Annotated in this window: 12 protein-coding genes; 3 read left to right on the top strand and 9 right to left on the bottom strand. The window is 66.1% G+C overall.

From position 1 onward, the window contains the following. Nucleotides 1-113 precede the first annotated feature (113 nt). From ACLJPL_RS32515 to ACLJPL_RS32475, 9 genes are all read right to left on the bottom strand, one after another. Complete coding sequence (locus ACLJPL_RS32515) at nucleotides 114-527, bottom strand: hypothetical protein (RefSeq protein WP_411084542.1); 414 nt, start codon at nucleotides 525-527, stop codon at nucleotides 114-116. 156 nt (nucleotides 528-683) lie between these two features. Then, nucleotides 684-1,181: an AAA family ATPase gene (locus ACLJPL_RS32510; protein ID WP_411084545.1), complete on the bottom strand. Its 498-nt coding sequence runs from the start codon at nucleotides 1,179-1,181 to the stop codon at nucleotides 684-686. Between the two features lie 632 nt (nucleotides 1,182-1,813). Next, nucleotides 1,814-2,341: a hypothetical protein gene (locus ACLJPL_RS32505; RefSeq protein WP_411084541.1), complete on the bottom strand. Its 528-nt coding sequence runs from the start codon at nucleotides 2,339-2,341 to the stop codon at nucleotides 1,814-1,816. Nucleotides 2,342-2,498: 157 nt separating this feature from the next. Then, a complete protein-coding gene (locus ACLJPL_RS32500; RefSeq protein ID WP_411084540.1) occupies nucleotides 2,499-5,795 on the bottom strand; it encodes an NB-ARC domain-containing protein in 3,297 nt (1,098 codons plus the stop codon). A 478-nt stretch (nucleotides 5,796-6,273) separates the two neighbouring features. Beyond that, complete coding sequence (locus tag ACLJPL_RS32495; protein ID WP_411084539.1) at nucleotides 6,274-7,167, bottom strand: hypothetical protein; 894 nt, start codon at nucleotides 7,165-7,167, stop codon at nucleotides 6,274-6,276. 391 nt (nucleotides 7,168-7,558) lie between these two features. Beyond that, nucleotides 7,559-8,443, bottom strand: a complete 885-nt coding sequence (locus ACLJPL_RS32490; RefSeq protein ID WP_401143542.1) for a protelomerase family protein — start codon at nucleotides 8,441-8,443, stop codon at nucleotides 7,559-7,561. A gap of 799 nt (nucleotides 8,444-9,242) precedes the next feature. Further along, a complete protein-coding gene (locus tag ACLJPL_RS32485) occupies nucleotides 9,243-10,733 on the bottom strand; it encodes a hypothetical protein (protein ID WP_411084538.1) in 1,491 nt (496 codons plus the stop codon). A gap of 139 nt (nucleotides 10,734-10,872) precedes the next feature. Further along, complete coding sequence (locus tag ACLJPL_RS32480; RefSeq protein WP_411084537.1) at nucleotides 10,873-11,421, bottom strand: winged helix-turn-helix transcriptional regulator; 549 nt, start codon at nucleotides 11,419-11,421, stop codon at nucleotides 10,873-10,875. Between the two features lie 24 nt (nucleotides 11,422-11,445). Next, entirely contained in the window at nucleotides 11,446-12,294 is an 849-nt protein-coding gene (locus tag ACLJPL_RS32475) for a hypothetical protein (RefSeq protein ID WP_411084536.1), read from the bottom strand. Nucleotides 12,295-12,386: 92 nt separating this feature from the next. Between ACLJPL_RS32475 and ACLJPL_RS32470 the strand changes: the two genes are divergently transcribed. From ACLJPL_RS32470 to ACLJPL_RS32460, 3 genes are all read left to right on the top strand, one after another. Further along, nucleotides 12,387-13,391 (top strand): SMODS domain-containing nucleotidyltransferase, encoded by a 1,005-nt coding sequence (locus ACLJPL_RS32470; protein ID WP_411084535.1) that lies wholly within the window; start codon nucleotides 12,387-12,389, stop codon nucleotides 13,389-13,391. After that, nucleotides 13,388-15,124 (top strand): ThiF family adenylyltransferase, encoded by a 1,737-nt coding sequence (locus ACLJPL_RS32465; protein WP_411084534.1) that lies wholly within the window; start codon nucleotides 13,388-13,390, stop codon nucleotides 15,122-15,124. Before ACLJPL_RS32470 ends, ACLJPL_RS32465 begins: the two co-directional genes overlap by 4 nt. 101 nt (nucleotides 15,125-15,225) lie before the next feature. Further along, nucleotides 15,226-16,386 (top strand): SAVED domain-containing protein, encoded by a 1,161-nt coding sequence (locus tag ACLJPL_RS32460; RefSeq protein ID WP_411084533.1) that lies wholly within the window; start codon nucleotides 15,226-15,228, stop codon nucleotides 16,384-16,386. Nucleotides 16,387-16,426: the final 40 nt, after the last annotated feature.

Here is a 16,426-nt window from a genome sequence, read left to right as displayed (position 1 = left end):
CTCAGGTTGTCATCGTGCCTTACGGCCGAATCACATGATCACGCGGACGTCGTCCAGCTGTCCTGCGAACACGAAAACCCGTGGTCAGCCAAGGGGCCAACCACAGGCAGAGGTTAAAGAACAAGCTGAGTGAGTGTTTGAGATCTCTGGCTGAGCAGGCTGGCGATCTGGATGCTGAGTCCTATGGCATCGGATGGCGTGCTTCGTAGGTACTGCCAGGAGTGCGGGGTGTTGTTGACGTCGGCGAGGTCGCCGGCTGCGGTGTTCTGCTCGGGTAGGTGCAGGTCACGGCGCTGGCGGACGTTGGAGCGGGCTCGTCGACGGGTGCAGGCGATGCAGCGTGGAGACCAGGTGCTGTGTCCGGTCTGCGGCCGCGGGTGGACGGTGGGGGTGGAGCGTCGTCGTTCGGCGGTGTTCTGTTGAAGGGATTCGTCGTCCTGCCCCGCCGCCGGAAGGTCGAACGGACATTCGGCTGGATCATGAAGTCGCGGCGCAACGTCCGAGACGACGAACGCCTCCCACAGCATTCAGAAGCCCATCTGACCTGGGCACTCATCACACTGATGACCCGCAGAATTACCCGCAAAGGGCCTCATGCCGAGTGGTCGAAGAAGCCCTGACCGTCACCCCGGCCACCGCCACATCAGACGGACTCGCGAGTCCTCTCACCGGGCGGCGTCTGATCAGTCAACACGAGCGGCAGGGAGGTTATCGAGGATCGCGGAGACCGTTTCATCTGGTGTCTGCTCCGAAGTGTCCAGCCAAAGACCCACCTTCGGAGTCTCCGCGCGCAAGGACTGATCGAACGCGTCAACCGTCCAGACTCCATACCCCGTCTTCAGCCGTTCAGCGTCTCTCCTTCGCACCGTCGCTGGTGAGGGAGCCAGCACCACCACGTACAACGGACGCGTGCGCACCCTGGCGATGTACGGGCGCAGGTCGTCCCCCAGAACGATGTCCTGGACGACGGCGGTCCAACCGTGTCCCGCATACTCGTCCGCCACCAAAGCGGAGAGCCGGTGTCGCAGGTCCAACTGGGCCCTGGCCTCGGCAGTTTCCTCCGGCAGAAGCTCCTCGCGGCCAGAAATCACCATCCGCCGAAAGACGTCGCCGCGTACATGCGCCGCACGAGGCAACCGCTGTGCGAGCAAGTCAGCCACAGTGGACTTTCCCGCAGCCATAACGCCTGTGACCAGAACGACTGCGGATTCCAGGTCCTGCTCCACACTGACCTCTCACGCAGGGACGGGGTACAGATCAACATCTTAAGCAGCCCCATGGTTCCCCGGAACGGTGCACCGGATATCTCACACGGTGACAGCTGACAGCCTCACGGCAGCGAGAATCCAAGATCTCAAACAGACACTAACCGCCGACCCGGACCCCCGGACGGCTCCCCGGAGAAACCGCCCGTACGCACCTGGCTCGCCCGCCGACGCCACGCCCTGCTCTCCAGCGCCCTGCGCGGCGCCGCCTACGCCACCGGGACCGGCCTCGTCGGACTCCTCTTCTGGACGATCCAGCAGAGTCTGCAGGGATAAGGCGCCCGGCTCAGCCGTACCCGATCGGGTCTCCGAGCCGGGGTCCCGGCTCTTCTCGCGGTGGTTCGCCGGGCGTACGCTCCGGCCCACGACACCTACAGCAGCGTTCCCCGCACACCGTCAGGAGCCGGACCCCGGCTGGGGTTTCGTCCCCGCGCTCTGAACAGCAGGAGGCCCTCACCGATCACGGTGAGGGCCTCCTGCTGTGCCGCGGCGAGCCGATGGCCTTCCCAGCCGGTACGGACAGCGGCCGGCCGTGGCGCGAGCCGGTGTCAGTCGCCGCTCTCGTGGGGGAGCCCGTCGTCCAGGACGATGCGGATCGTCTGGCCCTCGCCGTCGACGCCGGTGAGCTCGGCGGCGATCCGGTTGTAGGCGGTCGTGGCCAGTGCCCAGTCCGCCTCCAGCGGGGTGGTGGTGTGGCGGGTGTCCCACAGCTTGATGAGCAGGCCGATGAGGGAGCGGCCGGACAGGACGGTCTGAACACGTCCTTCCTTGACGTCCTCGACCGAGGGCGGGGTGCGGAAGTGCTCGTGGTCGACGGCCAGGGCGGTGAGCCACTCCCAGGTGTCGCGGTGCGCGATGAGGTCCACGGAGGCCACCCCGGCCGCCTTCAACAGCAGGACCCCGTGGGTGACCCGCGGGTCCTCCTCCTGCCCGCCGGCCGACGAGGATGCGGCGGCAGGCGACGGGGCGGTGGGCGTGCTGTTGCCCTGGTACGCGGCCTCGATCCGCTGCTTCAGCACGTCGTCCTGGTCTCCGTGCTCGGGCTCGGGCTGCGCCTGGTGCTCGCGGTACTCCATGGAATCGATGCGTTGCTTGGAGTGGGTTGCGAAGGCGGACGTCGGGGCGACGTGACCAGCGGCCGTCGACTCTGCAGGGCCGTCGCACAAGTTCCGGCCCAGCGTTCGCCGTGCCCGCGCGGGAGTACTGCGGTCGTCTCCCGCGCGTGGCCCTGGGCTATGCCTTGAAGTCGTAGCCGAGTACGCCACGGCCGCCGACGAACAGGACTCGGCTGTCGGGATGCCAGACCACGGATTCGAGGTCACTGTCGGCCCGCATGCTGGTGAGGTGCTCGGCTGTCGTGGAGTCCCATACGGAAATGGTGTCGCTGGCCGTGGTGGCGAAGTACTTGCTGTCGGGGCTGAAGGCCGCTGCTCTGACCCTGATGCCGCGGAATCGGTGCGTGACTGCCTCTGTCGCAATGTCCACGACCTGAAAGTCGACAGCACGGTCAGTGAGGGCCAACTGGCTGTTGTCCGGGCTGAACGCCAACGCGCGCGCTGAGCGGCGCGCCAGATGTGCGACCTGCACGCCAGATGCAGTGTCCCAAACGCGGGTTCCATCGCTGCGATCGTATGTGGCGAGGCGGGATCCATCTGAGCTGAACACGAGTCTGTGAGCTCCATGATGAGGCAGCTCATGCGTCAGCGTGCCGCTGGCGGTCTCCCAGATGCTGACGGTATCCCGATGGCCAACGGTGGCGAGAAGATCTCCAGTTGGGCTGAGTTCCAGCTCCTGCAGTCTTCCGTTGGAAGGAAATTGTGCAAGTAGATTCCCACTGGCGTCCCACACGCCGGCCGTCTGCGGATCGGTGGCTGCGGCGAAGCAGACACCGGTTGCCGTGAAGGCCGCCGAGAGCAGGTCGCCATGGGGCCCTGGGGCGCGATTGAAGAATCGAAGTTCCTGCCCAGTGGCTCCGCCGCCTCTCGTGAAGTGCTGGATCTGTGCTCCGCTCGCAGCATCCCAAACGGAGACTCCTTCACGGCTCACGGTGGCGACGAGAGATCCATCAGCGGAGACCGCTGCGGCAGTGACAGGAACACCCTGTTGCTGCGGAGAGGTGGGGGCGAGGTCCCAGATTCGGACTGTCTTATCCATACTGCCGCTTGTGAGTCTCGAACTGTCCGGGCTGAAGCGCAGCGAGGAGCACAGCGATCCATGATGGAAGCGGTGGACCTGTGTCTTCGTCCTGAGGTCCCAGACCTCCACGACCCCCTCACGGTTTCCAACAGCAAGACTCGTGCCCTCGGCATTGAATGCCGCCACGGTAATGCTGGGACAACCGCGAAGTACGTACAGTCGCATGCCGGTCGACGTACTCCAGACCTCAACACCTCGTCCGCGCGTTGTGGCAACGTAAGTACCGTCCGCTGTCACGGCCACAGGGCGGCCCTGCAAAGACTGCAAGCCGCTGCCCGTTCCGGCGTCGCTGACGTGACAGCGCAAGCTCCCACGTTCGGAGAGGACCAGCGTCGTGCCGTCCTGGCTCACCAAAAGCCGCACCGAGTTAAGCCTGTGAGCCTGAAACGCATTGATCTTGGACCCGGTGGACGTGTCCCAGGTTGCGACCGTGCCGTCCCCCAGCACGGTGAAGAGGCGCGAACCATCGGCACTGAAGGCTACGGCACGCCCGCCGCCTGCGAAGAACCGATGCAGCTCCGATCCGGTGGCGAGATCCCACCCGTAGACGATGCCGTCTCGATCGATGGTGAATAGATGTCCCCCGCCGTTACTGAAAGTCACTTCCTCCATTCGGCTGGAACCTGGCAGGTCCCATATCTGCACCCCGCTTGAGGCGTCCCAGACCCGGACTCGGCCGCTGATCTCAATGGTGGCGAGGCGGGCCCCGTCGGGACTGAGGACCATCTCGCCCACCGGCGCCTGATGTGTAAGGGTCCGCAGGAGCGCAGAGCTAGGCAGGTCGGGCGGGGTCCACCGGTCTACCAGCGTCGGCCCAGACAAGACCGTGTCGGCGGCTGCCCGCCACGCCGCGCCTCCCGGAACACGGCTGCGGAGCACGGCATCAAGGGCCTGGGCCGGTTCGGTGGGGGTGAGAAGGTGCGCGGCACGCTCCAGATGGGCCGCTAGAGCGGCTGCCTCGACATGAGGGACCAGGGAGAGGTCTCGAAGAGGAGCCGTGGGGCCGTGCTGGTGCAGACGCATGCGTATCCAGCGGAAGTCCGTGGCCACGGCAGCCGCATCCGTGGCGCGCTCCGCGTCCACCAAGTGCGCGATGAGAAAGTCCCGCAGGTATTCGTGAGGCGTGGTCCACCACTCGGGCCCGCCTTCGGCGGCAGCTGTGACGGTGTCGAGGAACGCGGCGTTCACCACGGGCAGGTGAGCTGACAGTTCGGCCCGGAGATGGTCGCGGATCACGTCGTGCAGGACCACGGTCCCGCCAGGGACGGTCGAGTCGAGACTGAGCAGGGACAGATCTGCCATGTGCCTGCAAAGGCTGCGCGTGATGGTCTCGTCAAGACCAGCGGCTCCCTCCCACAGGCGGGCCACTAGGGCAATGGGGACGGCCTCGTCCTCAGCGAAGACTCCCAGTTCAGTGAACCGCTGCTCCCCATTGGGAGGAAGGAGCTCGGTGGCTGCTGCGAGACTGGCTCGCACAGCCCTGTTCCGCTCGTCCGTGTCGTCGAGATCAATAATCGTCTGAGGATCGCCCGCCGCCGGTCCGCGCACACGAAGCCGCTCCAGCAGACGCTCACCGACAGCGTTAGCATCCGTCCCAGTCGACAGCTGCTCCCTCATGACACGGTTGACGATCCGCAGCAAGAGCACCCATCGCCCAGTCGCCTCGACAAGGGCGTCGACCATCGCTTGCGCCGGCCGTTGCGGCAACCCCCTGGTCAGGACCAGGCACGCCTGCCCGTAGGTCATACGGTCGACAGTGATCCGTGCAGCGTAAGCGGGAAGTACTTTGGGACTACGAGTGGTGATTAGGCGCACGCACCGCCGCTCTGCGCCGATGAGGAACGGTCGCAACTGTTCCTCCTCCCACACGTCGTCGATCACCAGCAGAGTTCGCGGCATCGAGGCAAGAAGCTTGCCCAGTTGAACGCCGACCTGCTCCGGATCGTCGCCAGCCGTGGACTCGACCCCTGTGATGCGTACCATCTCCGTGGCGACCTTGGCCGCGACCGAGGCCCTGCCTCTCACATCACGGCCGATCGTGATGAACCAGATCCCGCCGGGGAATCTCTTGCGGACCTTCGGCTGGCCGACGGCAAACCGGGCAAGCGTCGTCTTGCCGAAACCGCCTGCCCCATGTAGACCGGCAGTGATGGCCACCGTGTCACCCCCGCGCCAGCGCTGGCGGGTGCGTGCAAGGACGGCGTCGACCACCTGGCCGGCCTCCGCCCGGTCCACCCACCCGTCCGGGACGACCATCGGGCCAGGCGCGGCAGGCAAAGTCGCCGCTGCCGCTGGGCTGAGCTTGGGCCACATCATCGAGATCAGAAGGATCACGACCCCCACGACGCTGGCGACCGGGTCCGCCTCGCCCCAGCCCTTACCCAGGACTGTCCATACGAGGAGGGCCAGCGCACCTAGAAGGAGCGGACCGCGCACAATCCACTTCGATATAAAACGCCTCAAACCTCACCCCTTGTGATTAGCGCGAAGCTGCACCCCCTACATCCTCGCGACCCGGCCGGGATCTCAGCCAGACGTGCTCGCTGGCTTCAACCGAGCGACCGAGGGAGGGCGCGCTACGCCAAGTCTCCCGCAAACCGGGAGGCGAGGGCCGTCACACAGCGGACCGACAGAATCTGACCGCCCTGGGCTACGCCCAGGACCGCGTGGTCGTGGTGATCGCCGGCCGCGCGGTCCTGCGATCGTCGTGGAGCCCGTGTGCAGCGAGGGTGACGGCCGAGACAGCTGGTGGAGGTGAATCTCTCGCGGGGGAGCGGGTGACCTTTAGGGGCGGAACCTGCGGCCTTGTCCATCAGTGCCCGTAGGCGACGGGGTGGGCGGTGAGGCAGGCGTGCCTGTATCGCAGTCGCCATCCGCTGGAGTCCTTTTCGCCGATGGCGCCGACAAGTCCGATCACCGGGTCAGTGAGGGAGGCGAAGAGGTCGTCGGGATGGGGGTCGGAGTCCCAGTGAAGGGTGCACTGGTCTGCTGCGGCAGCCAGCCGACGCTGGTGGTGGTGTGCGCGGCTGGGCCGGCCGGCGAGGCTGCTGAACCAGGTGCCGACGTCCCAGCTTTCGTCCGGGGCGTGAGCGCACAACCGCACGGTCAGCGCGGCGAGGAGAGTTTCGGTGTCGGCACGCAGAGGCGGTAGCGCGTTCAGGACCGCGTGTTCCTCGGCGGTGAGGGGAACGCCGGTGGTCCACAGTTGGGCGTAGTTGCTGCCTGCTGTCGCAGGTCCCCGCAAGCGGCCATTCCGGTCGCTGGTCACGGTCAGGGCAGCGCCGGTGGGCAGATGCCGCAGGCGCCATCCTTCCTCGTACGAGGTCTCTACCCGCAGTCCCGGTAGCCCGATCTGCGGGAGCCTGTTACGGCCGACCAGCCAGCAGGCCACGTTGTAGGGGGCTCGGGTGGTGAGCACCAGATTGTCGTGGCGGGCAGATACGACGAGGGTGTAGCGAGTGACGTCGGCCAGGCTGACGTTCCGCGGCCACGTACTGGTCGGGCCATGGTTGAGCAGACCCAGAGCGAGGAGGGCGCGCAGCCGACGCTGCGACGTCGTGCATGCATCGAGGCCGAGGCCGAGGCCGCTGCCGGCTGAGGACGCACGGGCATCGTGCCGATCGATGCCGGCGGACGCGAGGGCATGTGTCTCGCGCGTATAGGCGGCACGGAGGTGGGCGGTACGACGGCGCAGTGAGGAGGGCACGGTGAGTCCTTCGGAGCTGCCCGGTCAGCTGGATCACCACATGATGTGTGTCAAGACGAATCAGAAGGCGCGAAGTGGGTGCCCTACACCCTCTATCGGCGCCAGGGGAGGATCCGGGATGTCGCCGGCGCGCGGTCCAGTCCGTCGCAGACCGGTGCGTTGAAGCTACCGCCGCGCGGTGCGCACCCATGCCTGCGACACGCATCATCTGCTATTCCCAGGTTCGGAGAAGGGTTTCACGACAGGCTCGTGGCCCCTTGCAGCGCAGGAGCGGCGGTGTCCTGACGCGGCCGGTGTATTACCAGCCGCATCTCGTCCGGCTACCAGGCGGCTCTCGCCGCCGGACCATGCCGCACCGCTGCCTCAGGGCGCGCGGGTGAAGGCTATGAACTCACTGCGATGCGATGTTGTCGATGAGGTAGAAGTCGAAGTAGAACAGGGTGGCACTCATGTCGCCCTGGTGTCCGAGGATGTCGTTGTAGAACTGCACCTCAGAGATGTTCGGGCTGGCGAACTTGCGGTAGGCGACGGCGGCGTACGCCTCGCGCAGTTCTCGCGGAGTAATTGGCTGTCCCTCGGTATCAGTGAAGGTGCGCTTGGAGACTGTGCCGACCTCTTTGCCGAAGCGCTGGGAGTAGGTTGTGTTGTCCAGGGCGGGATCGACGTTCTCGCGGATGCGAGCGACAGTCTCAAGGACGAGGTCCCGCTCTGCTAACACAGGGATGGAGTAGGGGGTGTCGACGCGCTCGGTCTCACGGGTCTTGGTCTGCCCTCTGAACATGACCCGCACTACGTCAGCGGAGTCAGGTTCGAAACCGCCCACGCAGCCGACCTCGTAAGGGCGGCGGCCGGTCAGAGCCACGACGCCAGCGATGGCCGTGGCGTTGGACCACCGGACCTTCGCGTTGTAGCTCAGCAACGCCACAGCCCGCTCAATGTGCTCCTGTCCGTTCAACGGCCGCTGATTGCGGTGCCGCTCCTCGCGCCGCTTTTGCTGGTGCTGGCGGTACTCCACCACGTGGTCAGCTGAGTGCTTGAACTTTTCCAGGACGGGCGCATCCGCGCCCAGTTCGGATTTGAGCACGTTTCGGTAGCTGGTGATCAGGCTGCGGTTCGTGGTCATGGCATAGGGCTTGCCGGTCTTCGGATTGACCCGCTGGTGGATGTCCGACAGTTCGGCGAGCACGGCCGTATGCACCCTTTGGCCGTCGGAGCCGGAGTCACGGACCTTTGCCACGAAGCGGTCGATCCGCTCCCTATCAGCCGGAGTGAGCATGTAAGGCCCCTCAGATTGTGGTCTCTTGGGGACAACCCTGAACGGTGTGCCTCGAACTGACACCAGGCAAGGCGCCCTCGCGTTGGAAGACATCCTTGCTGGTACAAGCGTGGGGAGCCCACCGGACCGCAGCGGCGCAGCCACTGACCGTCGACGCGGCCTTACATGGCACCGCTCTAGATGCGGCGCTGCTCTGGCCGGTGGAACATGGGTTCGACGTGCTATGCGGATCGGGGTCTGCTTGAGCGACACCCACATGACGGTCGACCCCGCCGGCTTCCGTGCCGACGGCGAAGCCGACTACAGCGTGTCCGGCTCCGTGGAAGGAGACCGCAGTTCGAGCGGGCATGACCTCGCCACCCACCGGGGGCGGCAGACCACCCGGGGACTCCTGGACTGGGCGGACAGCATCCTGGCGATGGACCGCCGCTCTCGGCACCCTCCGTGCGGTGTGCGGCGAGAAGCATGCGCACAAGCTGCCGCTCTACCTCGGTGACCGTGATGTGCTCGGCCTGATCGGGAAGGACGAAGGGGTCTTCAACGACGTCGCTGTCCTCATCGAGGCCAGGGCCACTGCGCACTCGGGGCCGCGCTTCCCGGGCCGCCGGGCCACCGACTTGCGCCTCACCGGATCCGCCAGGAGAGGACCGGCCGCGTCCTTGAGCCGGGGCTCAATTCGCTCAGAAGCGCGACGGCGCCAGCGCAGCCGAAGCTTACATTCGTGATGTTCTGTGCGGTGCTCCTGCCGCGGCCGGATAGGTCGCTTCTTGGCTGGAATGCTGTTGGCTGTGTCAGCGGGTCAGGCCAGGTCGAGGGGTGAGCGGCTGGGGCCGGCGAGCCTGAACTGGCTGGGGTCCCAGAGCGCGACGGGTAGCAGTGGAGGGGTGCCGCCGTCGGCATGGAATGTGTCGCGCGGGCCGATGATGTGTTCCTGGTGCAGGAGGCGGGAGAGCAGAGCGTCGTCGAGGAGGTTGACCAGCCCGTCGCGGCCACCGTGACGGCCCGACAGGCGTGTGCAGTAAGCGGCTTGGACCACCCAATGAGTCAGTACGCGTCGCACCACGGATCGCAGGGCATGTAGGTCCGATTCCTTGTCCTTGGCTCCGTGGGCATAGGCAGAGCGTGCCGCGTAGCCTGCCCCCACCGTGTTGCGGACCTGTAGACGGTCATCGTCGTCCGTCCCCACCAGCATGGCGGCACGCTGCTGGACTTTGCGGCCCACCTCGGAATGTCCGCCGTCCCCGCCGGCCAGCAGAGACTCCATCGCCGCGGTGAGCCGGAACGCGGCTTCGCTTAGGTGCAGGGGCGACCCGGCGGTTGTGCCGTCGTCGCCGAGTACATGGCACTTGACGACGAGGAAGTGGTCGGCGGCCCGTGCCAGTTGGCCTTGGCGGCGAGCATCGAGACCAGCGGTATGGGTCAGGAAGGCACGGCAGAACGCGGCAACGTCCGCGTCGTGCCCGGTACTGATCATGTAGGCCCGTTGGTGATGGCCCGGTGCGAAGGTGTAGCCCCAGCGGGACACTTCCGAGGGAAGCGGCCAGCCCAGGTGCGGGCGGACGACGCGTCGCCCGGGTTCCACCAGGTAGCGCGGGCCGGCCACGACAGGGACCTCAAGGGCGAGATTGAGCGCGAGCAAGGGCCACACGAGTTCCCGTGGCCGGTCGTCGTCCACGGGAACCGGGACACTCCCCAGGGGGCGGCGGAGCAGACCGAAGCCGTGCATTTCGTGCAGAGCGCGCGGCGCCAGCAGATCCCCCGGGACCCCGGGCGCTCCCGTCAACGGCAGTTGCGGATCGGTCGCGTAGGCGAACGAGGCGAGTTGCCACCCGCCGATGTCGGCGGGCGGGGCGCCATCAAGGGTGAGGTTGACGCAGAGGTACTCCCATTCAGGCAGCGGTGGACCGTACACGTGGCCGACCGCCCGTTCCACGGCCTCGGCGATGCTGAACCGGTCACTGCTCGCCAGGATTGTCAGCGCGGTGCGGGCGGCCTGCGAGGCCACACTTCTACCCCTGGTACCGGAGTGTGGATCGTGCGGCTGCTGCGGAGCCCTGTCCTCGTCACCTGGTTCCGCGGCAGTGGCCGCATCAGGGAACTCGGTCTCCAGCAGGTGATCGAGCACCCGGCCGCGTGCCAGGGCTTCGGTGAGCGCATTGAAGCGTCTTGCCCGTGTGGTGCCGGCCAACTGGCAGGACAACCTCTTGATGTCTTGTGGCGTCATGCTGCGGAACCGCCGTAGAGCCCGCTCCAGTCCTTCCTGGAGACTCTGCCGCGCAACTGTCGTCATGGCACCGACAGTAGGGAGACTTCCCGCGACCGTGCATGGCATTTTTCCCGTCGGCAACCCCGATGTCTGCGTCCGGCGGATCACACGTGTGGCGACGAACGAGCCGGTACGCTGCCTTCCCGCATGGCCGGATGAGCCCCTACGGCAGGGTGTACACGAACTCCTTGCCTCCCCGCTCCGGGCCGGGTGCGCGGACCCGGTTCAAGGCTCCCGCGTCGACAAGGCGTTTGAGCCGGTTGTTGGCGTTGGTGACGGAAATACCGAGTGCTTCGGCCAGGTCCTGGGCACGGAAGGTGCCCAGGCTGCGGGCTTGGGCGTAGGTGTCCGGCATGACAGAGGTGTCGCCCAGCAGCGTGTGATCCTCGCCCTGCACGGCGAACTGCTTGCGCCGCTCAAGGCAAACGACGACGGACTCACGGGTCTCCTCATTCAGCCCGATCAGCCGGACAGCGGCAGCCTGCACGTCGCCAGCCGCCAGGGACACGTAGAGCTTGCCGAGGAACTCGTCCACGAAGCTGTGGGTCATGGCCTCAGTGCCGGTGAAGTCGATTTCCAGCACGGGGGACGGACCGGCCGACTTGAGCGCAACCTCCAGCTCAGTACGCTTGTGCGCCCCCGTGCCGCGGGTGGACAGGAACGTACCCGGTTTACTGACGGGGAAGGTGAGCATTTGCTTTTTCGCCTTCATTGAACGCATTGAAGCACAGTGCAGTTAACCGGGGAACGAGACTCTCAGCCAGGCCCAGGTGCCCGCCACCTGCTCGGGAATGCGCCGGTAGGAGGTAAAAGCGTGCTCCCGGTAGTGGCTGGCCGTCACGGCGCCGTCGCCGCTGCGCAGGATCAGGCTCGTGATTGCCGTCTCTCTGACCCCGCCCAGAACGTCAGGAAGACCGTAGCCGCGGTCCTCGTCTGTTCCGCTGGCACGGGGACTCAGCGCACGTTCCAGCGCGTGGATGCTGTCGGTTACGTCCGAGTGCTGCTGGTTGCGGCGCAGATGATTGAGTACTCCGACGCCGGTGTCACAGACCGAGACCTCCAGTCGCCTGCGGCCGGTGGTTCTGCCGCTGTAGGCCTGCGCGGCAATAAAGCTGCCCAGCTTGCTGGTTCCGTGACTCACCGCGTTGTCGATGAGCTCACCCAGCCCGGTGAACGCCTGTCTTCCGAAGCGCTTTCCCAGGTGATTGGTTGCGACGAACCCGATCCGTTGATTCACGTCACGGACGGCCGCTCCCGTGAGACGGGTGACTTCCAGCAGACTGGCCGAGTGATCGTTGCGCTCGCCTTCGGAGAGGGAGCCCACGATGCGAGATCCGTCCGGCAAGTGCTTCAACAGGTCCATGCGCTGCAGATACGAGGCCACGCCAGGGCGTTCGGGCAGGAGCAGGGCGATCTCCGTGCCGCTGGCCGCGTGAGTGTGGGTGAGCGCGGCCACGGCAGCGAGATCCAGCGGGCTGGCGAACTCCAGGTGGCGGGCATCGACGGTCAATCCGGGCCGGGCGGTTTCCTGCAGGCGCAGTGTGCCGCGCAGCAAGGGGTGGCGGCCGGGCAGCTCAAGTAACACGACACACCAGCATGCCATCCGTTCGGCCGTGCCGCAGCCGTCTGCCGTACCGTGCTACGGTTTCACGAACGTCAGTGAAAACGATGTACGGGATGGTGCCAGTGCAGCTCACCGCCTGCTTCAACACGCTCCTCACGGACACGGTCAACCTGAGCCAGTTCAAACTCGGGCTGCTCGACGAGCGAGTGGACAAGGTCTACCGAGCCCTGAAGGGCGACGAGGAAATCGGGCACCTCGTCCTCGGCAAGATCCCTCAGGGGTCGTGGGCGCAGAGGACCATCATCGACCCGGTCGGTGACAACGAGTTCGACGCCGACTTCCTCCTCCTGATGGAGGAGAACCCGGACTGGCACGACAGCCCCAAGGCCTATATCGACAAGGTCTACGCCGCGCTGCACCGGCACAGCCGCTACGGCGAGATGCCGCACTCGCGCAAGTGCCGTTGCGTGCGTCTGGTCTACAAGAACTCGATGCACGTGGACATCGTTCCCTACGTGCAGCTCAGCGACGGCCGCAGCGTCATCGTCAACCGGGACGACAACGGCTGGGAGGCGACGGACCCCGAGGGCTTCACGACCTGGATGCGCCGGCAGGACGGCATCACCGGGGGGAACCTGCGCAAGATCATCCGGCTGATGAAGTACCTCCGTGACCACAAGAACTCCTTCACCGGGACCCGGTCGATCATCCTGACCACCCTGCTCGGAAACCAGGTCAGCGAGACGAAGAAGCTGCTGGACCCCGGCTACTACGCCAACGTGCCGACGACCCTGCTCCACCTCGTCCAGGACCTGAACACCTACCTGCAGGCCAACCCCAACAAGCCGTCGATCGCCGACCCCTCCGGGTCGGGGGTCACCTTCGACCACCGGTGGACCCCGGTCACCTACACCTACTTCCGCGAGCGGATCCGCGTGCACGCCAAGGAGATCGAGGACGCCTACCACGAGCCGGACAAGGAGACCAGTATCGAGCTGTGGCAGGACCTGTTCGGCAGCGGATTCAAGGAGGCCCAGCAGAACAGCACGAAGTTCTCCGCTGCGACCACGTCCGTGGCCGCCGTGACGACGACGGGGCGGCCGGGGCGCGCTGGATGAGCAGGCGCAACTCCAAGCGGCCTAGCGCCCTGACGTCGTGGCAGAAGCAGGCGCTCGCGGATCTCCGCACGATCGCCGCCGAGCAGCCGGACATCCTGCGCGTGGTGGGAACGCCCGAACGTATGGATGACGGCGCTGCGGCGGTCACGATCGAGATCGACACGAGGGGAACCGTTCAGGGGGAAGGCGGGCTCCCGCTCCAGCCGCGCGAGCAGTTCGTCCTGCGCATTCCGCCCCACGCGCTGCTGTCCCCACAGGTAGAGGTCACCCACACGCGGTTCCTCGGCCATCCCCACGTCCTGCAGGGCCACCGGCTGTGCCTGTACCTGGACCCCGCCCGGGAGTGGAACCCGTCCGCCGGCATCCGCTCCAGCCTCGACCGCCTGTGGGGCTGGCTCAGCGACGCCGCCGGCAACCGGTTCGACGCCTCGACCGCTCTCTATCACGCGGTGGGCGGCGTCCTGCACCAGGCGGCGACAGCCCCCACCATCGTCGTGCGCGAACCCGTGCCCCCAAAGAACGTGCAGGCCGGATACCTGATCCTCAGGACCGTTCAGCGCCTGGACCTCACCTTCGTTCCCCGAGAGCCTCCCGCAGCACGTCTACCAGTCATCACCGTTCCGGCACCTCTGCCGATGGGAGCCGGCACCACACTCGTCCAACTCCTGCAGCAGATCGATGCATCGCCCGGCTGCGCCGCTGCCCCGTTCGCACCGGCCGTCCTGACCTCCCTGGTGACCAGCGTGGTCAGAAACGCCGACGGCACACCGCAGTACTTCCTCCTGGCCGTTCCCCACCCCGCAGGGGGGCAACCCCATCTGATCGCGGGCCGGATCCCCGCAACCGCCGCCGACGAACTACGCGGCCTCGCACGACGCCACCCCGGTTCGCTGAGCAAGATCATGCCCAGCGCCGTCAAACCGACCGTCCCGATCGAATGGTGCCGCGTGTCCGACGAACGCCCAGCCGTCACCACCCGCCGAGACGCAAGCCGCCCCGTCAACAACTACCAGGACAAGCACGTCCACATCTGGGGTTGCGGGGGTATCGGATCCTGGACCGCCGAGTTCATCGCACGGACCGGAACCGCACACATCACGCTGTGCGACCCCGGCGTCATCACCGGCGGACTGCTCGTCCGCCAGAATTTCCTTGAGACCGACATCGGCGAGACCAAGGCCGCCGCGCTCGCCGACCGCCTGCGCAACATCGACGACAACCTGACCGTCGACATCGCCAAGGGCGTCCTCCCCGACGATGCCGAACAGGTCATGCACCAGGCCGACCTCGTCATCGACGCCACCATCAGCCTGGCCATCGGGCAAGCCCTGGACGCCCTCGCGCGGACACCCCACCGCAAGGCCACCCTCGCCCAGATCGCCACAGACACGCGCACCGGGACCCTGGGCATTCTCACCGCCTGCACCCCGGACACCCTCCAAGGACCCCACAGCCTGGACTCCCAGGTCGGCCTCTCCGTACTCGACGACCACGGACTGGAGTTGTACCACTCTCTGTGGCAAGAAACAGAACCCGGCGACGAATTCGTACCAACTCGCGGCTGCTCCGTCCCCACCTTCCACGGATCCTCAGCCGACCTCGCCGCCGTCGCCGCCACGCTCACCACGTTTCTCGGCATGCAGATGTCGGCATCAACGTCAGGAACCCACCTGATTGCCCTTCCACACGCTCACAGCGGACCTCATCATCGCTACATCCCTCATAGCTCCTAGACCGCTGAAGCGGGGTGCCACGCCCCTGGCCGAGTCACAGGCTCCAACGACAGCAGACGACCAACACACGCCTGCATCAGGCAACCCCAAGGAGCCGCCCCGTGGCACGCAAAGCCATCCCCGAAGTCGAGCGGCTCAAGGTGTGGGTCCGCGCCGGCGGACGGTGCGAACTGTGCGGGACCTACCTTCTCGAGGGAAGACTGACCTATCAGGACTTCACCCTGGGAGAACTCGCCCACATCGTCGGACAGGAGGCCACTGCCAAGTCACCGCGAGGCATGGACCCCCTGCCGAAGGACGAACGCGACCTCGCCGACAATCTCATGCTGCTGTGCCGCGGCGAGCACAACGAAATCGACCGCAAGGGATCGCTCGATGTCATGACGGTCGAACGGCTGCGACGCATCAAACACGATCGAGAGGAATGGATCCGACGGCTGACCGCCCTTAGGCCCGAGGCCGGCACCGTGGTGATCCGCCTCATCGGGCAAGTCCGCGGCCAGGAAGTCGAACTCACCAAGCCGACTGCCGCGGATGCGGTCATTCGCTCCGAAGAGCGATTTCCCGAGTTCCCCCTAAGCCTCCACGGGGATGGCTTCGAGGTGGACCTGCGCCGTTTCCCCCACGAGAAGACGGCCGACCCTACCTACTGGGAACAGTGCCAGCAGCAGATCGACCGCGTCCTCGAACACAAGCTTGAAGAAGCACTGCGCGAAGATTCCGTGCACCACGTGAGCGTCTTCGCCTTCGCACGCCTGCCCCTGCTCGTCTACTTCGGCTCCCGTCTGGATGACACCTTCACCGTCTCCATCTACCAGCGGCACCGCAGTACTGAATCATGGTGCTGGCCCGACCCCGGCGATGCGCTGACGCGTTTCGTCACCGAGGCGCCCCCTACTCATCACCCCGATGTGCGAGAGGGAGTGCTGCTCTTGAACATCTCCGGATCGATCCAAGCGGCAGAGCTCCCCGAACAACTTGCCGGTCTTCCGCGCTGGACGATACGCCCCCAGGGCATCACACCTTCCGTTGACGTGATCAATTCGGCTTCCACGCTCGACGAGTTCACTTCCGTTCTTCGGCAACTGCTGTCCGAGCTGGAGGCCCGCCACAAGGACATGCAACGACTGCATGTGCTGGCCGCAGTGCCCGTATCGGCCGCGGTGACCCTCGGTCGCGTGCACGATGCCAACGTCCACCCCACCTTGGTCATCTACGACCGTACCGACAACCGGTACACGACGGCCTTGGAGATCTCCTGATGGTGCCGACAAGGGATGTTCTCGAAAGGGAGCGTCGACA

The sequence above is a fragment of the Streptomyces sp. cmx-18-6 genome (genome assembly GCF_046548915.1).
Taxonomy (GTDB): domain Bacteria; phylum Actinomycetota; class Actinomycetes; order Streptomycetales; family Streptomycetaceae; genus Streptomyces.
The sequence above is the reverse complement of the archived record's forward strand: the minus strand, read 5'-3'. Positions and strand labels throughout refer to the sequence as shown.